The 23,818-nt window shown below is 61.8% G+C and carries 19 protein-coding genes; 3 read left to right on the forward strand and 16 right to left on the reverse strand.

Going from position 1 to position 23,818, the window contains the following annotated elements; all coding sequences use genetic code 11:
• Positions 1 to 96: 96 nt before the first annotated feature.
• Positions 97 to 1,002: an RNA polymerase sigma factor RpoH gene (gene rpoH, locus RB548_RS15305; RefSeq protein WP_331372120.1), complete on the forward strand. Its 906-nt coding sequence runs from the start codon at positions 97 to 99 to the stop codon at positions 1,000 to 1,002.
• Positions 1,003 to 1,089: 87 nt separating this feature from the next.
• Here the strand turns inward: rpoH and RB548_RS15310 are convergent, their stop codons facing one another.
• Positions 1,090 to 3,375 carry a hypothetical protein gene (locus RB548_RS15310; protein WP_331372121.1) on the reverse strand — a complete coding sequence of 762 codons (2,286 nt, stop codon included), beginning with the start codon at positions 3,373 to 3,375 and terminating at the stop codon, positions 1,090 to 1,092.
• A gap of 63 nt (positions 3,376 to 3,438) precedes the next feature.
• Positions 3,439 to 4,737 (reverse strand): adenylosuccinate synthase, encoded by a 1,299-nt coding sequence (locus tag RB548_RS15315; protein ID WP_331372122.1) that lies wholly within the window; start codon positions 4,735 to 4,737, stop codon positions 3,439 to 3,441.
• A gap of 206 nt (positions 4,738 to 4,943) precedes the next feature.
• Here RB548_RS15315 and RB548_RS15320 point away from each other — a divergent pair, with 206 nt between their 5' ends.
• Entirely contained in the window at positions 4,944 to 5,834 is an 891-nt protein-coding gene (locus tag RB548_RS15320; protein ID WP_331372123.1) for a DMT family transporter, read from the forward strand.
• Between the two features lie 315 nt (positions 5,835 to 6,149).
• Here RB548_RS15320 and serA read toward each other — a convergent pair whose 3' ends face one another.
• The 14 genes from serA to tolQ all read right to left on the reverse strand — a co-directional run bounded on the left by serA (position 6,150) and on the right by tolQ (position 23,226).
• Positions 6,150 to 7,745, reverse strand: coding sequence for a phosphoglycerate dehydrogenase (gene serA / locus RB548_RS15325; RefSeq protein ID WP_283961304.1), 1,596 nt, complete (start codon positions 7,743 to 7,745; stop codon positions 6,150 to 6,152).
• Positions 7,746 to 7,825: 80 nt separating this feature from the next.
• Positions 7,826 to 9,004, reverse strand: a complete 1,179-nt coding sequence (locus RB548_RS15330; RefSeq protein ID WP_331372124.1) for a phosphoserine transaminase — start codon at positions 9,002 to 9,004, stop codon at positions 7,826 to 7,828.
• A gap of 163 nt (positions 9,005 to 9,167) precedes the next feature.
• Complete coding sequence (locus RB548_RS15335; protein ID WP_331374982.1) at positions 9,168 to 10,016, reverse strand: outer membrane protein; 849 nt, start codon at positions 10,014 to 10,016, stop codon at positions 9,168 to 9,170.
• A 194-nt stretch (positions 10,017 to 10,210) separates the two neighbouring features.
• Positions 10,211 to 10,966 (reverse strand): hypothetical protein, encoded by a 756-nt coding sequence (locus RB548_RS15340; RefSeq protein WP_331372125.1) that lies wholly within the window; start codon positions 10,964 to 10,966, stop codon positions 10,211 to 10,213.
• Positions 10,967 to 11,160: 194 nt separating this feature from the next.
• A complete protein-coding gene (locus tag RB548_RS15345; protein WP_331372126.1) occupies positions 11,161 to 11,925 on the reverse strand; it encodes an outer membrane protein in 765 nt (254 codons plus the stop codon).
• Between the two features lie 224 nt (positions 11,926 to 12,149).
• Complete coding sequence (glmM, locus tag RB548_RS15350) at positions 12,150 to 13,502, reverse strand: phosphoglucosamine mutase (protein WP_331374983.1); 1,353 nt, start codon at positions 13,500 to 13,502, stop codon at positions 12,150 to 12,152.
• A 440-nt stretch (positions 13,503 to 13,942) separates the two neighbouring features.
• Positions 13,943 to 15,880: an ATP-dependent zinc metalloprotease FtsH gene (ftsH, locus tag RB548_RS15355; RefSeq protein WP_283961309.1), complete on the reverse strand. Its 1,938-nt coding sequence runs from the start codon at positions 15,878 to 15,880 to the stop codon at positions 13,943 to 13,945.
• 57 nt (positions 15,881 to 15,937) lie between these two features.
• Positions 15,938 to 17,317 (reverse strand): tRNA lysidine(34) synthetase TilS, encoded by a 1,380-nt coding sequence (gene tilS, locus RB548_RS15360; RefSeq protein WP_331372127.1) that lies wholly within the window; start codon positions 17,315 to 17,317, stop codon positions 15,938 to 15,940.
• A 10-nt stretch (positions 17,318 to 17,327) separates the two neighbouring features.
• Entirely contained in the window at positions 17,328 to 18,365 is a 1,038-nt protein-coding gene (gene ybgF / locus RB548_RS15365; protein ID WP_331372128.1) for a tol-pal system protein YbgF, read from the reverse strand.
• A 197-nt stretch (positions 18,366 to 18,562) separates the two neighbouring features.
• Positions 18,563 to 19,093: a peptidoglycan-associated lipoprotein Pal gene (gene pal, locus RB548_RS15370; RefSeq protein ID WP_331372129.1), complete on the reverse strand. Its 531-nt coding sequence runs from the start codon at positions 19,091 to 19,093 to the stop codon at positions 18,563 to 18,565.
• Positions 19,094 to 19,554: 461 nt separating this feature from the next.
• Positions 19,555 to 20,865 (reverse strand): Tol-Pal system beta propeller repeat protein TolB, encoded by a 1,311-nt coding sequence (tolB, locus tag RB548_RS15375; protein WP_331372130.1) that lies wholly within the window; start codon positions 20,863 to 20,865, stop codon positions 19,555 to 19,557.
• Between the two features lie 81 nt (positions 20,866 to 20,946).
• Positions 20,947 to 22,017, reverse strand: coding sequence for a hypothetical protein (locus RB548_RS15380; RefSeq protein WP_331372131.1), 1,071 nt, complete (start codon positions 22,015 to 22,017; stop codon positions 20,947 to 20,949).
• A 9-nt stretch (positions 22,018 to 22,026) separates the two neighbouring features.
• A complete protein-coding gene (gene tolR, locus RB548_RS15385; RefSeq protein WP_136508077.1) occupies positions 22,027 to 22,479 on the reverse strand; it encodes a protein TolR in 453 nt (150 codons plus the stop codon).
• Between the two features lie 27 nt (positions 22,480 to 22,506).
• A complete protein-coding gene (gene tolQ, locus RB548_RS15390) occupies positions 22,507 to 23,226 on the reverse strand; it encodes a protein TolQ (RefSeq protein ID WP_331372132.1) in 720 nt (239 codons plus the stop codon).
• Positions 23,227 to 23,526: 300 nt separating this feature from the next.
• Here tolQ and RB548_RS15395 point away from each other — a divergent pair, with 300 nt between their 5' ends.
• Positions 23,527 to 23,811 carry a hypothetical protein gene (locus RB548_RS15395; RefSeq protein WP_331372133.1) on the forward strand — a complete coding sequence of 95 codons (285 nt, stop codon included), beginning with the start codon at positions 23,527 to 23,529 and terminating at the stop codon, positions 23,809 to 23,811.
• Positions 23,812 to 23,818 lie beyond the last annotated feature (7 nt).

Raw genomic sequence — 23,818 nt, forward strand, 5'->3', positions numbered from 1 at the left:
CGCCGTACTTATCTTCTAGCCTCGTGGGGTCTTGACGAAGACCCACATGCCCGGTCTGCCGTCCCGGAGACCGGTGACGCAAAAAGGGGGTGCTTCATGGCCCGCAATACTTTGCCGACCATTACCGCTGGAGAGGGCGGTCTCAACCGTTATCTCGACGAAATCCGCAAATTTCCGATGCTCGAGCCGCAGGAAGAGTACATGCTCGCCAAGCGGTATCAGGAGCATGACGACCGCAACGCCGCGCACAAGCTGGTGACGAGCCATCTTCGCCTCGTCGCCAAGATCGCGATGGGCTATCGCGGCTATGGCCTGCCGATCGGCGAAGTCGTGTCGGAAGGCAACGTCGGCCTGATGCAGGCCGTCAAGAAATTCGAGCCCGATCGCGGCTTCCGGCTCGCCACCTACGCGATGTGGTGGATCAAGGCAGCGATCCAGGAATACATCCTGCGCTCCTGGTCGCTCGTAAAAATGGGCACGACCGCCAACCAGAAACGGTTGTTCTTCAACCTGCGGCGGCTGAAAGGCCGCATTCAGGCGCTCGATGAGGGAGATCTCAAGCCCGAGCAGGTAAAGGAAATCGCGACGACCCTGAAGGTCAGCGAGGACGAGGTCGTTTCGATGAATCGCCGCCTTTCGGGCGATGCCTCGCTGAACGCGCCGATCAAGGCAAGCGAGGGCGATTCTGGGCAGTGGCAGGATTGGCTTGTCGATGACCACGACAACCAGGAAGAGATCCTGATCGAACAGGACGAACTCGACAATCGCCGGGCCTTGCTCGCCAGCGCGATGAAGGTACTGAACGATCGCGAGCGTCGCATTTTCGAGGCCCGGCGCTTGTCCGAGGAACCGGTAACGCTGGAGGATCTCTCCGCCGAGTTCGACATCAGCCGGGAACGTGTCCGGCAGATCGAAGTCCGCGCTTTCGAGAAGGTGCAGGATGCCGTCCGCAAGGCAGCGCTGGAGCGCTCGAGCGCCTTGCGTGTCGTTGAGGGCGCGTAAAGGGTCGTTCCAAGCGGCGCGGAACAAACGAAAAATCCCGGCCGGGTTGCCCCTGCCGGGATTTTTTTGTCGCTGTCTCGTTACGGGCTATTGGCTGCTTGCGGCCGTGTTGCCGAGCGTGCTCCACGCCTGCATAGCCTTGCTGAAGGCCTCGGCTCCGGCCGCCCCTTTCTCCAGCGTCAGCAGGGCACGGCGTCCGTTCCGATAGGTGATCGGGATATCGATCCAGCTGCGGCTGCGCAGCAGTTCCATGTTGTTGCCGACCGCTTCGGCGAAGTCGTTGAGCGCGATCATATGGAAATCGTCGGTGATCTTCGCTGGGACGGCGATCAGCGGATCGCCGCGATCCTGCTCGGTGCGCTTCATCGAAACGCGCTGGACGCCGTCGATCGCGCCGCCCTCGAAGTTCTCCGGAAGCGAGAACACAAATTCTATCACGTGGCTTGCCGGCAGTGACGGATCGGCATTGCGCTTGATCGTCATCAGCGCGGTCAAACCTCGATCGGGAACGGTGATCTGGGCCTGGATGGCGGGCTCGGGCTTGGCGTCGCCGCCCGGCGACTCATCCTTCATCGACCACGCGACGGTCCCCGGTATCGCTGTCGGCGACGACTGGCCGAGCCGCTCCTCGTAAAGGAACATCTTCTCGCCATCGGCGACGGAGATCTCCGCCTGAGTCGCCTGACCGGCATTCTGGGCCTGTCCGGTGTTCTGGCCCGTTGCCGTCGCGGCGGCTTGCTCTCCCGTCGGCTGCTGTGCGGCGGCGCCCGTTTGCACCTGTCCAGCCTCCGTCTGAGGAGCGACGGATTTGCCCTCCTGTGAGACTTCTGTGCCGTTCGCGCCCGCTGGACCGTCATCCAGTTCCGAGCCATCGGCAAGCAAACGCTGGGTGAATTTGGTGGAGCTGTCCTCGGGCCGCGCCGTTTCGTCAGGAGCACCGGGCTGTCCACTTGACGGACCGGCAGGGGCGCTCTGACCGTCCGGCGTTTCAGGGGCCTCCGGTGCTTCCGGCATGATCTTCGCGATCAGCCCTGAAAGCCAGGCGTTGCCCGCTTCCCTGTTCTGCCAATAGGCATAACCACCGCCGCCAAGCAGAAGCGCGAGCACGGCGCCGATCGCCAGGCGCTTGAAGTTGAACCGGGAAAGCTTGGGCGTCGCGCGATAGGACGATGGCCGGGCTGGCGCAGCAACCGCAGACTCGCTGCCGTTCTCCTTGGTCGCGCCGTTGGCAGCAGCCCCTGCCCCGCCGTTCTCACCGAAGCCGAGCAAGTCGTCGATGTGGTCCCAGGCGGTGCTGGCGCGCTCTTCCTGGCTCGCGGGCACAGGCGCCTTTTCCACCGGCCACGACCATTCGGAAATATCGGCTTCGGCAGTCTTGTCCTTCTTGCTCTCCGTTGTGACCGCGAAAGGATCGCCTTCGTCAAAGGACCAGGATCGCGACGGTTCTGCCTCGCCGGCACGCTGCGCCGGCCCGGTCTCTTCCGGTTCCACCGGATGAATCCCCAGCAGCTCGGGTGCCGGCGAAGACGAATCCTCGGGCGACACTCGGACGTCGTCGGCCGCCGTCGTCGGAGTCGTATCCTCCCACTCCGGCAAGGCCCATTCCGACGTGGCCGATTTCTTCGTCTCTTCCTCGCCCGGCTGAGGGTCGGACTGTGCCGGCTCCACATGATCGGGCTGAGGCTCGGCCTGCTCGCCGTGGAGCGCGTCCGCGCGCGGTTCAGGTTCCCCGATATGTTCAACCGACGGCGCCTGCTCGGCTTCGTATTCGCGTGCGGCCGGCTGCTCCTCGGTCGAAGAAGGCCATTGCGCCGCCGCTGCTTCCTCCGCGGGCACTTCGGTCTCTGCTTCGCGCGCCGGTTCGGACGGAGCGCCATCGTCATAGGCGGCGATCGGTTCGTATGACGTAACCTCGTCTACCGGCCCAGTGTGCGGCTGCTCGTCGGCGGCCTCGGCGTCAGCCGGAGGCGGCGACACCGGTTCTTCGACGTTCGTCTCCTCGCCCGCAGGTTCCTCGATCGGCTCTTCCGACGGCGCTTGTTCCGGCTCTGCAGCGGCGCGCGCGGTAGTCTCCGGCTCGGCCGAGGCAGGCGGCTCGTGCTCGATCGGCGTATCCGCTACGCCCGGCGCGGCCGTGTCGGTTTCCTCGACCGCGGCGAGCGCCTCCGCATGTTCGCTTTCGACTTCGCCTATTGCCTGTTCCAGCTTGTTGAGCTGGCGATTGATCATGTCGTCCGATGGCCGCGGGCTCATGTTTTCGAGTTGTCGGCGCACAGCACTGCGCGCCTTCTCGTAAACCTTGCCTCGCATTTCCGGTGTGTTTTCCGACAGGCCGTCAACGGTCCTGCGAATAACTGCAACAAAATCTGCCATCAGAACTTTCTCATACTCCCAGGCGTGCGCCCGCAATCACGACGCCACTGTCGTTGCGCGACACTAGTCCTCAAAAGGATCCGTCACAAGTATTGTGTCGTCGCGCTCCGGGCTCGTCGAAAGAAGTGCAACCGGCGCCCCAATCAGTTCCTCGACCTGGCGAACATACTTGATCGCTTGTGCCGGAAGATCGGCCCAACTGCGCGCGCCAACCGTCGATTCCTTCCAGCCTTCAAGCGTAATGTAGACTGGCTTTACCGAAGCTTGCTGCGCCTGACTTGCCGGAAGGTGGTCGATCTCTTGCCCGTCAAGAGTATAGCCGACGCAGATCTTCAACTCATCGAGGCCATCAAGCACGTCAAGCTTGGTCAGCGCAATGCCGGTGATGCCGTTGGCGGCAACCGACTGGCGCACGAGCGCGGCGTCGAACCAGCCGCAGCGGCGCTTGCGCCCCGTCACGGTCCCGAATTCATGACCGCGTTCGCCAAGGAACTGGCCGATCCCGTCGTTGAGCTCGGTCGGAAACGGTCCTTCACCAACGCGCGTCGTATAGGCCTTGGTGATGCCGAGGATGTAGCCGAGCGACCCGGGTCCCATGCCGGAACCGGCGGCGGCCTGGCCCGCAACCGTGTTGGACGAGGTGACGAAGGGATAGGTGCCGTGGTCGATGTCGAGCAGCGTGCCCTGCGCGCCCTCGAAGAGGATGCGCGCGCCCTTGCGGCGATGCCTGTCGAGGAGCAGCCAGACCGTATCCATGAACGGCAGCACGCGCGCTGCGACGGAGGAGAGCTCGTCCATGATCGCCTTGTGGCTGATCTCCGCTTCGCCCAGCCCGCGGCGAAGCGCGTTGTGATGCGTCAGCAATCGATCGACCTTGGCCGGCAGCGTATCGAGATCGGCGAGATCCATGACACGGATGGCGCGGCGGCCCACCTTGTCCTCGTACGCCGGGCCGATGCCGCGGCGCGTCGTGCCGATCTTGGTGCCGCTGTTCGAGGCGGCGTCCTCACGGAATCCGTCGAGCTCCCGGTGCAGCGATAGAATGAGCGTCGCATTGTCGGCGATGCGCAGGTTGTCCGGCGTGACCTTCACGCCCTGGTTGGCGAGCTTGTCGATTTCCGCAATCAGCGCATGGGGATCGATGACGACGCCATTGCCGATGACGGCAAGCTTGCCGGGACGAACGACGCCGGAGGGAAGCAGGGACAGCTTATAGCTGACGCCGTCGATCACGAGGGTATGGCCGGCATTGTGGCCGCCCTGGAAACGCACGACGATGTCCGCGCGCTCCGAGAGCCAGTCCACGATCTTGCCTTTGCCTTCGTCGCCCCACTGGGATCCGACCACCACGACATTCGTCATAATTTTCTTCCTGTTCGCACGCGCACAAGGGATTGCGCCATTCTGAAACCCGCGCATCTATACTGTGTTGTCTTGCGGAAAGCGACCCCGTTGTGACCCGCGCGGCGCCCTTTTTGCATGACAAGCGATGGATTTAGCGCCTATATCTCTGCTGCTCTCCCGCCTCTCCGGCACTCCATTCCCCGTCCCACATGGATCGCAGCATCGTGAACGCCAGGGCCTATTTCTATCTCGCAATAACTTCGCTTTTTTGGGGCGGCAATTCAGTCGCGGGCAAGATGGCCGTCGGGCACATCAGCCCGATGATGCTGACGACGCTGCGCTGGATGGTCGCCCTCGCCGTCATCCTGGCATTGATGACGCCGCAGATCCGTCGCGACTGGGACAAGATCCGGGAGCACTGGCTGCAGCTGCTGGCCTATGGCGCGGTCGGCTTTACCATGTTCAATGCATTCCTCTACTCCGCGGTGCAATATACGAGCGCCATCAACGCCGTGATCCTGCAGGCCGGCATTCCGATGCTGATCTTTCTCTTCAATTTCGCGCTGTTTCGGACGAAAGCTTCCGTCGCGCAGATCGTCGGCTTCACCGTGACGCTGATCGGCGTCTTGATCACCGCCGCGCATGGCGATCTCGCCAGCCTCCTGCAGTTGCAGTTCAATTTCGGCGACGCACTGATGATCCTCGCCTGTATCGTCTATGCCGCCTATACCGTCGCGCTGCGCTGGAAACCGACCATGCACTGGCAGAGCTTCATCGCGGCGCCAGCCTTCGGGGCGCTCCTAAGCGCCATCCCGCTTCTCATCTGGGAATTCTCAAACGGCAGCGCGATCGCGCCCGATGCCAGCGGCTGGGCGATCGTCATCTATGCCGCGATTTTCCCGTCGCTGATGTCGCAGGTTCTGTACGTGCGCGGCGTGGAAATGATCGGCGCCAATCGCGCCGGGCTGTTCATCAACGCCATCCCGGTTTTCGGAACGCTACTTTCCGTGCTTCTTGTCGGCGAGACGTTTCATCCCTTTCACCTGGTGGCATTGCTGCTGGTGCTTGGCGGCATTGCGATCGCTGAACGCGGCCGCCCCAAGCTGCCGCGTTGACAGAAACGCCGCCGGCGCCCCTACAGCATGTTTCCTTAAGTCCTAGCCGATTTAAGGACAAAACATGCAGCGATTCAAAGTGCTACAGCGTCCTTTGCGCGTCTGATAAGACGCGCGGCGCTGTAGGCTCTCTCGGAATGAATGCAGTCTTGAAATGCCACAGTGCAGCGCATCGGAAGAAGCGCGGCACTGGTTAGAGCAATTCCAAGAAAAGTGTGTAACGGTTTTCCGTCCGGAATTGCGTAATTTCAAAGAGTTAGATCGTTTCACTGTTTCAAAGAAACAATGAAACGATCTAGCCGAGTTCTATGCCGTTCAATCGATATTGAACACCAGTTGCTTCGCCTGGCGGATTGCCGCATTCGCGCGCAGTTTGTCGAGCACCGTCTCCGAAACAGGACCGTCGACGTAAAGCAGCGCGATGGCATCGCCGCCTTCCTTCTCGCGGCCGAGCTGGAAGTTGGCGATATTGACGCCGGCGTCACCGAGCGTCGTGCCGATGAAGCCGATCATGCCGGGGACGTCGGTGTTGGTCAGATAGACCATGTGCTTGCCGACATCGGCGTCGAGATTGATGCCCTTGATCTGGATGAAACGCGGCTTGCCGTCGGAGAAGACCGTACCGGCGACCGAACGGGTCTGGTTCGCTGTCGTCACCGTCAGCTTGATATAACCGTCGAAGACGCCGGACTTATCGCGCTTCACTTCGGAAAGGATCACGCCCTTTTCCTTGATCATGACCGGTGCGGAAACCATGTTGACGTCCGCCACCTGCGGGCGGATCAGACCCGCCAGAACCGCGCTCGTCAGCGCCTTGGTGTTCATGGCCGCCGTGGAGCCGTCATAGAGGATTTCGATTTCCTTGATCGCGCTTTCCGTGACCTGGCCGACGAAGGCGCCGAGAACGTCGGCGAGCCGGATGAACGGTTTCAGGATCGGCGCTTCCTCCGCCGTGATCGACGGCATGTTTATGGCGTTCGAGACGGCGCCGTTGACCAGGTAGTCGGACATCTGCTCGGCAATCTGCAGCGCCACGTTCTCCTGCGCTTCCGTGGTGGAAGCGCCGAGATGCGGCGTGCAGACGACGTTCGGCAGGCCGAAGAGCGGGCTTTCGTTGGCGGGCTCCACCTCGAAGACATCGAAGCCGGCGCCGGCGACATGACCCGATTTCAACGCCTCGGCAAGCGCACTTTCAACGACAAGACCGCCACGCGCGCAGTTGATGATGCGCACGCCCGGCTTCATCTTGGCGATTGCTTCTGCGTCGATGATGTTGCGGGTCTTGTCGGTCAGCGGCACGTGCAGGGTGATGAAATCCGCCCGCGCAAAGAGTTCGTCGAGCTCGACCTTGACGACGCCCATCTCCTCGGCGCGCTCCTTCGACAGGAAAGGATCGTAGGCGACGACGTGCATCTTCAGGCCGATGGCGCGGGCGCAAACGATGGAGCCGATATTGCCGGCACCGATAACGCCGAGAACCTTGCCGGTGATCTCGACTCCCATGAACTTCGATTTTTCCCACTTGCCGGCCTGGGTGGAACCGTCGGCTGCGGGAAGCTGCCGGGCGACCGCAAACATCAGCGCGATCGCATGCTCGGCCGTGGTGATCGAATTGCCAAAGGGCGTGTTCATCACGATAATGCCGCGGCGCGAAGCAGCCGGGATGTCGACATTGTCCACGCCGATGCCGGCGCGGCCGACGACCTTGAGATTGGTGGCGGCGCCGATCAGCTTTTCCGTCACCTTGGTGGCGGAGCGGATGGCTAGACCGTCATAGTTGCCGATGATCTCGGCGAGCTTTTCCTTGTCCTTGCCGAGCTTTGGCTGGAAATCCACTTCAACACCGCGGTCGCGGAAGATCTGGACGGCGGTTTCCGACAGTTCATCGGATACGAGAACGCGAGGTGCCATGAGAGGCCTCCTTAAGGATCAGTTCTGAAAGGGGTGCGGGATTGGCTTCGCCCGTTGGCGAGCGAAGCTTATCGCTTGGATCAGGCGGCTGCCTGCGACAGCGTCGCCTTCTGGGTCTCGAAGGCCCAGGCGAGCCACGGCATCAGCGCTTCCATGTCGGCAGTCTCGATCGTGGCACCGGCCCAGATCCGCAGACCGGAGGGCGCATCGCGATAGTGGCCGATGTCGTAGGCGACACCTTCCTTTTCGAGCAGGGCGACGACGCCCTTCGCGAAGGCAGCCTGACCATCGGCATCGAGAGCGAGCACATCCTTGTCGACGATCTTCAGGCAGACCGAGGTGTTGGAGCGGGTATCCGCCTTGCTCGACAGGTTAGCGATCCACCCGTTTGCATCGACGAAGCGATGAATCGCGTCGGCATTGGCGTCTGCCCTGGCGATCAGCCCCTTGAGGCCGCCAACCGACTTCGCCCAAAGGAGCGCGTCGATATAGTCTTCGACGCAGAGCATCGACGGCGTGTTGATTGTTTCGCCGGCAAAGATGCCCTCGATCAGCTTGCCGCCGCTGGTCAGGCGAAAGATCTTCGGCAGCGGCCATGCCGGTGCATAGGTGAGCAGCCGTTCGACTGCGCGCGGCGAAAGAATGAGGATGCCGTGCGCCCCCTCTCCGCCGAGCACCTTCTGCCAGGAGAAGGTGACGACGTCGAGCTTGGCGAAATCGAGCTCCTGTGCAAAGGCGGCGGAGGTCGCGTCGCAGATCGTCAGGCCCTTGCGGTTCGCCGGGATGAAATCGGCATTCGGCACCCGCACGCCCGAGGTCGTGCCGTTCCAGGTGAAGACGACGTCGCGGTCGAAATCGACCTTGGCGAGATCCGGCAGCTCGCCATAGGCGGCTTCGAACTTGCGAACGTCGGCGAGCTTCAGTTGCTTGACCACGTCGGTGACCCAACCGGCACCGAAGCTTTCCCAGGCGAGCATGTCGACGCCGCGAGCGCCAAGCAGCGACCACAGCGCCATTTCGACCGCGCCAGTATCGGAGGCGGGCACGATACCAATGCGGTAGTCGGCCGGCACTTCAAGAATTTCACGGGTAAGATCAATGGCCTGCTTGAGCTTCGTCTTACCGATCTTGGCTCGGTGCGAGCGACCAAGTGCTGCGTCGGAGAGAGCGTCGAGCGTCCAACCAGGGCGCTTTGCGCAGGGGCCAGAAGAAAAATGGGTATTTGCCGGACGCACGTCCGGCTTGGCAGGTTTCGTCATAATGCTATCCTCTCAGATAGAAGCCCCTCGTTGGGGAGGGGTGTCCCGCCGTCGGGAATATTGTGGGCCGGAGAGGAAGTCAAGCGGCTTGCGTCGCTTTTGAAAAAATTTCCGGCGTTCCGGGCAAAGTTCGAATGCCGTGAGGGCGCCTGCCGAACGATTGTTACCAGAGCGAGAAGCGCAGGCCTGCGCGAATCTCATGGCGGGAAAGGCCGTCGTCGTGGCCCTTGGCGCCGCTGGCGCCGGCAAGTGCCTCGGCCCCGAAACCGAACATGTCTCCATCCGCTATGTGGGAATAGCGATAGCCGAGATCGAGTTTCAGCCGGTCGGTGATATCGTAAGAGACGCCGGCCATGAGCGCGTAGGTGAAGCGCCAGCTGTCCTCCCCCTTGTAGGACGTGCCACCTGCCCCACCGGCGCAGGCGCCGCCGCCGGGAACGCAGGTCGCGGTCTCCCGGACGGTATTCCAGTCGATGTTCGTGGCGCCGATCCCCGCGCCGAGATAAGGCGTGAATCCGGCGAGCGTCGCGAGATCGACATAGCCGTTCGCCATGAGACCGAGCGCGGAAAAATTGGCGTCGTGCGAGAAAGCGCATGACGTTCCGGCGCCCTGACCCGCGCAGGGAGCAGCTGACAGTGACGAGCCGTCAACCCGACCCTCGAAATATTCCGCCGTTATGTCGGCGCGGATGACGTCGTTAAACCGATAGCCGATGCCGATCGTTCCCGAGATCGGCTTGTCGAAGCGAGCATTGTCAAACGGAACGTTGTTGTAGCTGCTCGTCCCTGCGTCGAAGGTGAGAAAGGAGGGATCGCCCTCGTCGCGCCATGGCGCATAGCCGACGTCGCCGCGCAAATAGACACCGCCGACATCGCTCGCTTCGGGAGAAATGGTAATCTCCGGCGCGTCGAGCAATTCGTCGTCGGCTGCATGGGCCGCACCGGACGCCAGCAGGCCGGCGCCCAGACCGGCGCCAAGTGCGATCCCGTAGATCCCGTGCCGCCAGTCCATCCGCATGCCCTTTCATCAATGCCGTTGGACCGACCTTCGGCGGTCGGCCCAACCTGCGTTAACTATTGGCAGGGACAAGTTAACCAGCGGTTAAGCATGTTGTTTGACGAAAAATTTAGGATCCGTGACGGGCGGAGCGTTATGACGACGATCTCCGGAAGGCCGGTTCAAACGGGAACCTGATCATCGTCGTCTCACCGGTCGGCACGGGACGCACGCGCTGCCAAATCTTGCGCATAGGAAAGCATGTCGGTCCGCCGCGACGCGGTTCGCACCAGCAAACCGCTTTCGCCGACGATCGCTCTTACCTCTGTGAAGAAGTGACATCCCTCTCTTTCGATTCCGGCAATGACTTCCTCGACGTCGTCGGTAGCATTTCGCGAAATCGCGCCCATTTTCCCGAATACGGTCGCGCAGAAGCCCTTGTCCCGGGCAGTGGCGACACCGGCGTCATTGAAGAAAAAGATGGCCTGAACGAGATTGTCGCGATCCGGCCCAACGGCCGCGTATGGCTTTCCCCAGTATCTCGCGATCGTCTTCTTCCATTCGTCGGAAGCGAGGCGATCCTTTGGCAGATGAGAAAATCTGACGTCGCGTATAATGCTGTAGAGGACGCCACCCGACAGTGGCGAGGTAAAATCGAGCCGATAGACATCGGAAAGCGACGACTGGCCGCGTGACTCCAGCGATATCGATTCGGTAAAGGTCGCCGATGCCCCGTTTTGCTTCGGTTTTACCGCTTCACGATTTTCCGTCTTCTGCCAATCCGCGTATTTCCGTGAAATGATTGCTTCGACCTCGGAAAGGGTCATTCCGATCTCAAAATCATGCCCGGGAAGGAATCGTTGCGCGACGACGTCGTTCGGGTCGGCCAGAGCGATCTTCGAGGCCGAGCCAGCATGGGCGAGCGTGGCGAAGAGGAAAAAGAAGCAGGTCGCGAGCGTCTTCATCTGTCCGTGCTTTGTCCGCAGCCGAAAGGGCATCCTTGAAGCAAAAGGGGCCGCATGACGGCCCCGAACGAAGGTCGGACTGTACGCGCTGCGTAGATCATTTCATTATTTCGTTGAAACGGTGAAATGATCTAACTCTTTGAGACTACGCAATTCCGGACGGAAAACCGTTACACACTTTTCCTGGAATTGCTCTATTGCAGCGCGTAGCGCATACCCAGTTTGAAGTCGTGCGAGGTGATGTCGTCGAAATTCATCGGGCCTTCGTTCACGGTATTGTCGTAGCTTCGGATTCTGCCGGTCTTGGCATCTCCGAGATCGAGGTAGCTGTAACCGAAATCGATCGCCAGCCGCTCGGTCGCCTGATAGGCGACGCCGGCATGAAGCGCCCAGGCAAAGTTCCAGGTCGACTCGTCTCCGGCGTAAGAAACGCCCTGGGTCGGCACGTTGACGTCGCGGAACCGTGAAATCGTGTTGCGCGATGCGCCAATGCCCGCGCCGACATAGGGCTTTACGCCGTACCAGTCGCCGATATCGACATAGGCGTTGGCCATGAGCAACCATTCCGACTTGGCGCCGTCGTAATCATTCGTCGCATCCCAGACGGGACCGCTCGGCTCGGTGTGGCCGTAACGGTCGAGCGCCGAATAGTCGGCCTTGCCGCGGTATTCGACGATACCATCCATGCGCAGCCAGTCGTTGAACTGATAACCGACGCCGACGCCTGCAAGCGGTGCACTGTCGAAGCTGCCCTCATCGAGGAACTCGTGAAGCTCGACCGTATCCATCAACGGGTGGTGCATGTCGCCAAGCCGCTGGTTGCTCATGCCGAGATGGCCGCGCAGATACCAGCCACCAGGCACGATAACCGGCGCAGGATCTTCGACGTAAAGGTCGGCAGCCAAAGCTGAGGTGCCGCCCAATAACGCGGCAATGAATGCAATCAAAGGTCTCTTCACAATATGCCCCGCGAATATTCTAAACCGCGCCGCGTTGCCTCGGCCGGATGCTGCAAACCGTTGTTGCGCCAGAAATCGCATGCCGCGGTTAACATCGGATTAAGCATAGAAATTTACTGTGTTTTTTAACGATTGCTGATGTTCAGCCATGTCCAACCAAGGCGTTGCCGCAACAAAAAAGCCGGCAATCGATGCCGGCCTTCGATCGCGATAGATGGTCTGCGCTAGGCGGCGCTGCGGACGCTGCCGATCACATTGACAAGTTCGTCGACAATGCGCTCGACCTGGCTGCGGTCATCACCTTCCGCCATGACACGGATCAGCGGTTCTGTTCCGGACGGGCGGATCAGCAGGCGGCCATTCGTGGCAAGGCCCGCTTCGGCGTCGGCGATGGCCTGCTGCACGGACGGATGCTCAAGCGGCTTACCCGCCGATACGCGAACATTCTTCAGAATCTGCGGCACGGGCTCGAAGCGGTGGCACACTTCGCTGACAGACTTGCCCTGCCGCTTGACGACGGCGAGGATCTGCAGCGCGGCCACCAGGCCATCGCCGGTCGTCCCGAAATCAGAGAGCACAATGTGGCCCGACTGTTCGCCGCCGACGTTCAGGCCATCCTGGCGCATCTGCTCGACGACATAGCGGTCGCCGACCTTGGTGCGGTGCAGTCCAATGCCCCTGCCCTTCAGGTAACGCTCAAGCCCGAGATTCGACATCACTGTCGCGGCTATGGCGTCCCCCTTCAGCATTCCGTCCGTAGCCCAGCTATCTGCGATCACAGCCATGAGTTGGTCGCCATCGACGACGGTTCCGTTTTCGTCGATGATCAGCACCCGGTCCGCATCGCCGTCGAGTGCGATGCCGATATCGGCCCTGACTTCGTGGACCTTTTTCGACAGGGCAGCCGGATGCGTCGATCCGCATTCGAGATTGATGTTGACGCCGTTGGGCTCCGTCCCGATCGTCACCACTTCGGCGCCAAGCTCCCAGAGCGCGGACGGCGCAACCTTGTAGGCGGCGCCGTTGGCGCAGTCGATGGCGATCCTGAGACCCTTTAGCGTGACGTCGCGCGGCAGTGTCCGCTTCGCCTGTTCGATATAACGGTAGATGTCGCCATCGACACGCTTGGCCCGGCCGATATCCTCGGGCTTGGCAAGCTGGCCAGACATATCCTGGTCGATGAGTTCCTCGATCTTTTCCTCGATGTCGTCGGAAAGCTTGTAGCCATCGGGTCCGAAGAGCTTGATGCCGTTATCGCGGAACGGATTGTGCGAGGCCGAGATCATCACGCCGATATCGGCGCGGAGCGAACGCGTCAGCATGGCGACGCCCGGCGTCGGGATCGGTCCAAGCAGGAAGACGTCGAGTCCGGCGGCTGTGAAGCCGGCGACCATCGCGTTTTCGAGCATATAACCGGAAAGGCGCGTGTCCTTGCCGATCACCACACGGTGGCGGTGCGCTCCATTACGGAAGATCGTTCCGACGGCGATGCCGACACGCATGGCGAGGTCTGGCGTCATCGGGAAAATATTGGACTGGCCGCGAATGCCGTCAGTGCCGAAATATTTGCGCTTCATAAGAACTCCATGGTCCTGCTTCGGCAGGATCGTCTTTACCGGCCGCGTCTGTCTGCGTGTTCCGCGATTGGATTTCATATCGCCGGACCTCGTATCCAGAGTTTGACGCCCCACAGCGCCGCGCGTCCAATCGGACGCGCTAAGGTCGCTGTAGCACTTTGAACTGCTGCATGATTTTGTCCTTAAATCGATTCCGATTTAAGGAATCATGCAGTAGCGGCACCCTCTATTGCTGCAGCCTGCTCGCGTCTAGCGCAGAGCTCAGGCAGGGTTGAATCATCTTTGGCATAAAACCGCAGCAAACGGCAGCAATCCTATCATCAGAAATCATTACATCGCGTTACCAAGTGCGCGAAAGATATTCTGGATGAACACACCCAACAAAAAGCCGCCGCTCCTTCCGGCGCGGCGGCCTTCTGATTTCATTTTTCCGACGAGTCCTATTGCGGTTGCGGTTCGAAGCCGCCTTCAGGCTCCTCGCCCTTGGCACCGGCTTCCTTCTTCGTGCCGGCGGAGGGGACGGCCGAACCGCGATGCGGAGGTGTATCGTCTCCGAGGTCGCGTGCAGGCTTCTCGCCGCGGATCAGCGACTTGATTTCGTCGCCGGTCAGAGTTTCGTACTCCAGCAGGCCTTCCGCGAGCGCCACGAATTCGTGGTTCTTCTCCGTCAGGATGTGACGCGCCGTTCCGTAAGCGTCGTCGATCAGGCGGCGGATCTCGTTGTCGATCTTCTGCGCGGTCGCTTCCGAAACGTTCTTCTGCTGCGCCACGGAGTGGCCGAGGAAGACCTCCTGCTGGTTCTCACCATAGGCAACCTGTCCGAGCTGATCGGAGAAGCCCCATTGCGTCACCATCGCACGCGCGAGCTTCGTCGCCTGCTCGATATCGGAGGACGCGCCGGAGGTGATGTTCTCCTTGCCGAAGGTGATTTCCTCGGCTACGCGGCCACCCATCATGATGGCGAGACGCGAGATCATCCACTTGTAGCTCATCGAGTAGCGGTCGCCCTCGGGCAGTTGCATCACCATGCCGAGCGCGCGGCCGCGCGGGATGATGGTCGCCTTGTGCAGCGGATCGGCAGAGGGAACGTTGAGCGCAACGATCGCATGGCCGGCCTCGTGATAGGCGGTCAGCTTCTTCTCGGCCTCGGTCATGGCGGAGGAGCGACGCTCCGCACCCATCATGATCTTGTCCTTGGCGTCCTCGAACTCCTGCATTGTGACAAGGCGCTTGTTGCGCCGCGCCGCCATCAACGCAGCCTCGTTGACGAGGTTCATGAGGTCGGCGCCGGAGAAGCCCGGCGTGCCGCGTGCCAGGACCTTGAGGTCGACATTGGGTGCCAGCGGCACATTGCGGACATGCACCTTGAGGATCCGTTCGCGGCCGTTGATGTCCGGATTCGGCACGACGACCTGGCGATCGAAGCGCCCCGGGCGCAGCAGCGCCGGATCGAGCACGTCGGGACGGTTGGTCGCCGCGATGAGGATGATCCCCTCATTGGCTTCGAAGCCGTCCATCTCGACAAGCAGTTGGTTCAGCGTCTGCTCGCGTTCGTCGTTGCCGCCGCCAAGGCCGGCGCCGCGATGACGGCCGACGGCATCGATCTCGTCGATGAAGATGATGCAGGGAGCGTTCTTCTTCGCCTGCTCGAACATGTCGCGGACGCGCGACGCACCGACACCGACGAACATCTCGACGAAATCCGAACCGGAGATCGTGAAGAAGGGCACGTTCGCTTCGCCGGCGACCGAGCGGGCAAGCAGCGTCTTACCGGTGCCGGGAGGGCCGACCAGCAACACGCCGCGCGGGATGCGACCGCCGAGACGCTGGAACTTCTGCGGATCGCGCAGGAATTCGACGATTTCCTCGAGGTCCTGTTTGGCCTCGTCGACGCCGGCGACATCGTCAAATGTGACGCGGCCATGCGCTTCGGTCAGGAGCTTGGCCTTGGACTTGCCGAAGCCCATCGCTCCACGGGAGCCGCCTTGCATCTGCCGCATGAAGAACAGCCAGACGCCGAGGATCAGCAGCATCGGCAGCAGAGTGCCGATATAGCTCAGAAAGCCCGACGATCCGTCCGTTTCCGGGCGCACGGTGACGGTAACGTCCTTGGCTTCGAGCCGTTCGGTCAAAGCGGTATCGACGGAGGGTGCATAGGTCTGGAAGGTGGCGCCGCTTTCAGTATAGCTGCCGATCACCTTCGAGCCGGTGATTACGACTTCCTTGACGCGGCTGGCGTCGACATCCTTCAGAAACTGCGAGAATGGAATTTCGCGTGAACCGGCGCGCTCGGTCGGCTGCTGGAACATGCTGAATAGCGCAATCAGGAGAAGCGCTATGATTGCCCAAAGGGCAAAATTACGAAAATTAGGGTTCATCGAACTCCCCGGAACCTGTCGCAGCCCGGACATTTCGCCGAGCTACAGTCTTGTTCCTTAACATAAGGTTCTGGCGTCGCCTTGCCAAGGCAAACCGCCAAGTCCCTCTCCATTTCTGTCAAAAACATCGTGTACCGGCGGAGCGGGGTAACGTTCGCGCCCGAACAACAACGCGAGCGCATCCGCCATAGTCCGGTCAAAACCGGGCAAAAAGGTGTCGTAAAGGGCGATGCGGCATTCGACTTTCGCGCGGATCGAGCCGACGACGTCGGCTTGCGCCGGAGCAATATGTGGCGCGGCCCGCACGGCTCGTTTGGCGACGCCTGGGGGCAGACCTGAATCAATAAGCCTTTGATCCCATTGATTATCTTTCTGTGAGGCAGTCACAGCCACCGGGTGCTGTCCGCCATTCGTTACATTGAAGCGCCCGTCCCAAACGCTCGTCTCGCCGGGATCGACAACAAGAGCGGACAGGCCGCGCGCCTCACGGTAGAGGTAGAGACCATTTGGACGCCTGTCGTAGACGACACCTCCCGCCGTCATTCGTCCCGGCGCGCCGGTTTGCAGAAAGCCGGATATGCGCTCGATCGTCGCATGCCCCGGCAAATGATTGCGGCCGCCGAGGACTGCGGCGACGGACAGAAGCGCGCGGCGCCAGTCGGCGTCGCTCGTGTTTCCCGCCTGGGCCGCCGCAACCTCAGCCACGAGGGTCTCGTGCACCCGCACATGGGTCTCGATCAAGGCGGCTGCCCGCGCCGATGACGCGGCCCTTTGCGCCGCGCTCCACGGGGCTACGGGTGCCTCTTCCGAGGCCTTGAGTTCGGAACGCACACGAACACGCTCGAACAGCGGATTGGCGTTGCTCGGATCGTCGAACCACTCGACACCCCGCGCGCTCAGGAATGCCCGTATGTCGGCGCGGCTCAGGCCAAGGAATGGTCGCAACACCCAGACGCGGTGCCCGTAAAACATGGTGCTCGCCATGCCGGCGCCGCCCGGTCCCTCCCCCTCGCCGCGCGCACCGCGCATCGCGATCGTCTCGCGCTGATCGTCTCGCGTATGCCCGGTGGCGACGCAATCGGCGCCGAGGGCGGCGGCGGCATCCGCCAACAGTTCATAGCGTTTCTGGCGCGCGGCTGCCTGGATGCCCGTTCGTGGCTTGTCGCCTTCCCAGCGGCGGACAAGGTGGGGGATACCTCGTTCGGCACAGAACGCCGCCACGGCTGCCGCTTCACCTGCAGATTCCGGTCTCAAGGCATGATCGATCGTGCAGGCGGCGAGCGAGAAGCCTTCGCGATCTCTGTTTCCGATCGCGGAGTGGAGAGCAAGAAGAAGCCCCTTGGAGTCGCTGCCTCCGGAGACGGCCGCGAGAATCCGGCAGGGTTTGGCGAAGGAACGCAGGAGATGTCTGGCCGCGGCGACAACGGCTTCGGGCACGCGGGGCGCCTCAGCAGCCAAAGCGGCTCTGCTCGCTCGACACCTTTGCCTTCACGGCGGGCGAAGCCTTGGGGTAGCGCTTGTTCACCTCGCGTAGCGTGGCGCAGGCGGTTTCCTTGTTGTCGAGAGCGCCGAGAGACATGCCAAGCTTCAGGAGCATCTCGGGCGCCTTGGGCGATTTGCCGTGAGCCTGATGCGCGTTCAGAAAAGTCTTCGCTGCGTCGCTGTACTTGCCTTGCGAATACTGGGCCTCACCCATCCAGAAACTGGCGTCGGCCGCCTTGTCGCCGTTGGGAAAGACGTCGAGATAGTCCCGGAACTCCTGTTCCGCCACGGCGTAATCGCCGGAAAGCACGTGCCCGTAAGCGGACTGGTAGAGATCGCCCGGATTGTCGAGAGAAGCGGTTTGCTGCTCGGTGCCGGGATTGGCGTTGATACCCGCATCGCCACCGGCGGAGTTGGCCGTCCCGGTGTCCACCCCGGGGGGCGTGGCGTTGGCGCCAGGCTGGGCATCAGCGGTCGCCGATACCGGATTGCCGCTCTCGTCGAAAATGATCTGCCCCAACGTCGTCGGCGGCGCAGCACCGGTCGAGCCGGGATTGGCGCCTGTTGCCGCCATATCGTTGCCGCCGGCAGAAGGCGCCACCGGGGGCTGGCTATCCGTCACCCCCGGGGTGACGGACGCCTGGTCATTGGATTTCGGCGTTTCGAGTGCGCCGCTCTTCTTCGAAGAGGACTTGCCGTTTTCGAGATCCTGGAAGCGGAACTCGTTGTCCTCCTGGAACTTCCGGATCTGTTCCTGCATCTGCAGCAACTGGAAGCTCATTTCCTCGATACGCCCGTTGAGCGAGCGGATCTCTTCCTCGAGTTGACCGATCCGTCCGAGGTCGGCCGACTGCACCTTCACCACCGGCAAGTTTTGTTTGCTGGCGGCATCGGTATGGGTCGCGCGGGCGAAGAGCCCGGAAAGTGGCATGGCATTTGCCGCTGGCCCGAGACCCGAGAGGGCCACAAGACCAATCAGTCCTGCCACGACAAATTTCTTCATTTCATTTGTCCTGTTCGAATACCGATTACTCCCACCTCTGCGATCGCGGTCCGCGATACTGTCGCCGATTCTAAAGGTGAGTGCCGCACAGTTTTCCAATCGCTGTGAAAAAGCAACGGAGTTCGGCTAAAGTGTGGTAAAAAAGAAAAGGCGGCCCGTGGCCGCCCCTTCAAACCTCCACTTCAGTGGCGGGACGATCACATGCCGGCGCCGCCGAGAACGGTAACGGCGCGGCGGTTCTGCGACCAGCAGGAGATGTCGTCGCAGACAGCAACCGGCTTTTCCTTGCCGTAGGAAATCGTGCGCATGCGGTTCGCTGGAACGCCCTGGCTGGCGAGAAAGTCGCGGGTGGCGGCGGCACGGCGGGCGCCAAGCGCCAGGTTGTACTCGCGGGTGCCGCGCTCGTCGGCGTGGCCTTCGATGGTGATCGCGTAGTTCGGGTATTTCGCCAGCCACTGCGCCTGACGGGCGAGCGTCGCCTGGGCATCGGCGCGGATGGAGCTGGAGTCCGTATCGAAGAAGATGCGGTCGCCGACGTTGACGGTGAAGTCCTGCTGCGAGCCCGGCGTTGCAGCACCTGCGCCAAGACCGAGCCCGGCCGCATCATTCGGCATATTCTTTTTCGAAGCGCAGCCGGCAAGGGCGAGCGTCATGACGAGAGCGATCATGACCGGATTGCGGGCGATATTCTGCATGCGGCTCGCGGCCGGGGTGTCAATTCGGCTCATGGGCCGGGTCTCCTTGAGAAGTGTCTGATTCACGGTTGCCAGACTGTAACCGGAAGCGGTTAATTGCTTTTCAACTGATATGGTTAACAAATCGATAATTTGCGTGCGGCGCCTGCTAGACCAGCACTTTGCGGCGAGAAAGCGGCACATCGGCCACATTTCCCGCCGCTTCTGTGGACACCCGATCACGATGATCTTGGATCGATCGCAAATGTGATCGGTCTGATACACGCTGCCCGGGCGGCACAGCGGGCCTACAGCGCCGCGCGTCTTGTCAGACGCGCAAAGGGACGCTGCAGGACTTAAATCGGCTACGATTTAAGGAAACATGCAGTAGGCCACGACATGCACAAAAACAAAGGCATGAAGCGCGCCGCATGATCCGTCAGATTGCGGCGCGCTTCAGCAAGTTGAGACGCGGGATGCGGACGGAGAACCGCCCACGTTTCTCCTCGTCCGCTCTATTCCATCAAAGGCGACCAGGCCGGGTCGGATGCAAAGCCTTGTGTCTGAACCGGCTGCTCGTTGTAACCCGTGAGGTCGATCGAATAGAGCTGCGGGCCTCCGGCACCGGCGTTCTGGCGGAAGAACATCAGCACGCGGCCGTTCGGTGCCCAGGTCGGGCCCTCGTTGTGGAAGCCGGTTGTGAGGATGCGCTCGCCCGAGCCGTCCGGCTTCATGACGCCGATCGAGAACTTGCCGCCCGACTGCTTGGTGAAGGCGATGAGATCGCCGCGCGGAGACCAGACGGGCGTCGAATAGGAACCGTCACCGAAGGAAATGCGTGTCTGGCCCGAACCGTCGGCGCCCATGACGTAAAGTTGCTGCTTGCCGCCGCGGTCGCTTTCGAAAACGATCCTGCTGCCGTCCGGCGAATAGGACGGCGACGTGTCGATCGCTGCGGTGTTGGTCAGCCGCGTCGTGGTGCGCGAGCGCAGGTCCATCGTATAGATATTCGCGTTGCCTTCCTGCTGCAGGCTCATGATCACCCGCTGGCCGTCCGGCGAAAACCGCGGCGCGAAGGTCATGCCCGGGAAGTTGCCGACCACCTCGCGCTGCCCGGTTTCGAGCTGCAGCAGGTAGACGCGCGGCTGCTGGTTCTCGAACGACATGTAGGTGATTTCCTGACGGTTCGGCGAGAAGCGCGGCGTCAGCACGATGTCGTTTGAATTGGTGAGTGCGCGGGCGTTGGCGCCATCCTGATCCATGATCGCGAGCTGGCGTTTGCGCGCCGTCTTCGGGCCGCTTTCGGCGACATAGACGATGCGGGTGTCGAAATAACCCTTTTCGCCGGTGATCCGCTCATAAATCGCATCGGCGATGATGTGGGCGACGCGGCGCCAGTTTTCCGGCTGCGTGTAGAATTGCTGTCCGAGCATCTGCTGGCCGGCAAAAGTATCCCACAGACGGAATTCGGCTTTCAGCCTGCCATCGCCTTCCTGCGTCACGCGTCCTGTGACGAGTGCCTGGGCATTGATGACCTTCCAGTCCTCAAATCGCGGGGTAGCGTCGGGATTGGAAATCTTTTCGATGAAGGCGCCCTTGTCGATCGGCGCGAAAAGGCCGGAGCGCTTGAGATCGGCAGCGACAACGTCGGAAATCTTCTGACCGAGTTCTCCCTGCAGGAAGTCGGTGATCGCTACCGGAAGCGGCTCGACATTGCCCTTGTTGATGTTGATCTCGACGAGTGCGTTTGCCGGCGAGGCAATGAGCCCACAGCCTGCGAACATCACCATCAGAAGGCGGAAAAAGTTGCGTCTCAGCATTTCCATAAAGCCTTTCAGCCTCTCATTCTTGTGGGCGGGACGAGGAAAGTGCGCGCGGTTTTCCGCCACATCCCCGTCCCAGCCGATTTAGAGCATCGAGCTGGGATCGAAATTGACGACCACCTCGCTCCAGGAATCATACTTGTCGGCCGGCAATCCCTTGAAGGGTGCGGATTTGAGGATGGCGCGGCGAGCGCCGCCCATGAGCGCCCGGCGCGCCGCATCGGAGCCGCCGCTCGCTTCCACTTCAGGCTCGCCGATCAACTCGCCGTTCGGGTCGAGCCGCATCGTCACCTTGATGCGGACGTCCGCCGCGTCGGCCATGCCGGGAATGATCGACCAGTTGTTCTGGATCTGGCCGCGAAGCGCGTCCATTTCGCTCTGCGAAAGCGTGTTGCCGCTGGTCGTCTTCTTGCCGCCGAGAGCCGCCTCTTCAGTCGAGCGTTTCGCGCCGCCGCCGGACGATTCCTGTTTGTTGAGCAGCGCCGCGATCTCGTCGGCATTGAAGTCGCTCTCCTTCTGGGAGGCCGCCTTCTTCTGCTCCTTCTTGGTCTCTTCCTTCTTGCGCTCCGGCGTCTTGGCGGTCTGCGCAGGCTTTTCGACCCTAGGCTTGGCCATCGGCGTCGGCACCTTGTCGGGCAGCGCCTCGGCTTCCGGATTCTCGGCCGGCTGCTCCTCGGCCGGCGCGGGCTCCGGTTTGGTCTCGGGCTTTACCTCCTGCTTCGGCTCGGGCAGTGTCGCAACTTCCGTCGCGGGCTCGGAGGCCGGCTCGGGTTCCTCGACCTTCTCTATCTCTTCCTTCACAGGATCCGGTGTCGGCGGCGCCTTCTCGGTCTTCTCCGGAGCGGCGGCCGATTCATTCTGGACCGGCTTGGTGTCGGGCGTGGGCGGCGTCTTCAGATCCACGTCGTTGTCGCCGATATTCTCGGCGTTCTCGACCGGCGTCGGCTTCTTGGTCGGAACCGGGGACGCCTTCTCCTTCGCGGGAGCCTTCTTGTCACCCTGCTGGATCTGCGTGATCGATTCGATCGGTACGATATCGACCGGCAGCGCCTCGACATCCGCGACCTCGAAGTCGGCCGGGCTACCGAGCGAAACCAGCGCCCAGGTCAGCACCAGGGCGTGGAGGACAGCAGATGTTGCGAGACTGCCCTTCATGACCGGGGATCACTTTTCCTGTTCTTGAAGCGTGACAAGGCCGAGGTTCTTGAAACCGGCGGCCGAGATGCGCGCCATGACCTTCATCACCGTACCGTAGTCGGCATTGGTGTCGCCGCGCACGTAGATGCGCTCGTTGTAGCCCGTGGTCGCAATTGCTTCGAGTTTCGGAACGACCTCGTCGATCCCGATCGGCGTTTCCTGCAGGAAAATTTCACCGGCCGGATTGACCGAAACGGTAATCGGCTGCGTGTCGGAGTTGAGCGCCTTGGCCTGCGTCTCCGGCAAATCGATCGGCACGCCCACCGTCATCATCGGCGCCGCCACCATGAAGATGATGAGCAGCACCAGCATCACGTCCACGAAGGGCGTGACGTTGATTTCGCTCATGATTGCCTTCTTGCCGTTGCGCCGACGACGTCCGCCGCCCGAACCCTTGGCTCCGCCAACTGCCATTCCCATCAGCGTGGTCTCCGTGCTCGAGGGTCGTTATTGCGCGGCCTGGCGCGAGGGCTGCAGCTTCTCGTCGATCTGCCGCGACAGGATGGCGGAGAACTCGTCGGCAAAGGCTTCCATACGCGCCGTCAGCTTGCCGGCATCGGCGGAAAACTTGTTGTAGGCGATAACGGCGGGAATAGCGGCGAGCAGGCCGATGGCGGTCGCGAGAAGCGCCTCGGCGATACCGGGCGCAACGACGGCAAGGTTGGTCGATTTCGAACCGGCGATTGCCTGGAACGAGGTCATGATGCCGACGACGGTGCCGAAGAGACCGATGAAGGGAGCCGCCGAGCCGATGGTCGCGAGCGAGCCGAGCCTTGCCTCGAGCGTCTCGGATTCACGAGCGAGCGTCACGTCCATGGCCCGGTCGATACGCATCTGCAGGCCGATCGGCGAGCGGGCGCCGCGTTCGAAGCTCTTCTTCCACTCGCGCATGGCGGAGACGAAGATCGCGCCCATGCCGGCGGTCTGCCGGTCGGATAGCGTGCGATAGAGCTCCTCAAGCGATTGGCCGGACCAGAATACCTGCTCGAAATTGTCGAGCTGGCGGCGAACACGGCCGTAGTTCAACGTCTTGTCGACGACGATACCCCAGGTCCAGACCGAGGCTGCGATCAACCCCAGCATGACCAGCTTCACGACAAAGCCCGCTTCCATGAACAGCGACCAGAGGGTCACATCGCTCGTCGCGGCCAATCCAACCTGTTCCATCGTTTCCAGTCCCCGAATCCAAATACCCGGCAAGAGCTGTTCATGCTCATGACCGGGTCGCCCAAACGTCCTGTTGCAAAAATGCCCCGGCATCGCCGCTGATCGCGGCATTGCGATCTAATGCTTCAGGTTGCCTTCTTGCCGTCAATTTTGGTCAAAGGATGACGTGCACTGCACAAATCCTAATGCACGGATTAAGACACCACTATGGTTAAGGGAGTGTTACCGGACAGACATTCCGTGGCGAAGGCCCTGGAACCTCACCGCGCCATCGCACGTTTTCCCCGCATGACGCTCCAGATGTCCAGAAAAGCCGATGAGAAATCGGCGCCACGACGGCTCGACCCCCGCGACCGGTTGATCCTGGCGCTCTACGCGCAATCGAAGGCCGAGCGAGAGACCCGTTGCGCCTTCGAGGAGGCGATCGCGAACGGCGTGCTTTCGAAGGAGGTACTCCAGGCGCTGCTCGCCGATCCCGTCCCCGCCGTCACCGGCGAGCATATCGCTGCCATTGAGCGCGTGCTTGCGCATGAGCCTCCTCGCAACGACCGTGAGCCGCCGCCGCGTCGCAGGCTCGGCCGGTGAATGGGGG

Source organism: Sinorhizobium chiapasense (assembly GCF_036488675.1).
GTDB classification, from domain to species: Bacteria; Pseudomonadota; Alphaproteobacteria; order Rhizobiales; family Rhizobiaceae; genus Sinorhizobium; species Sinorhizobium chiapasense.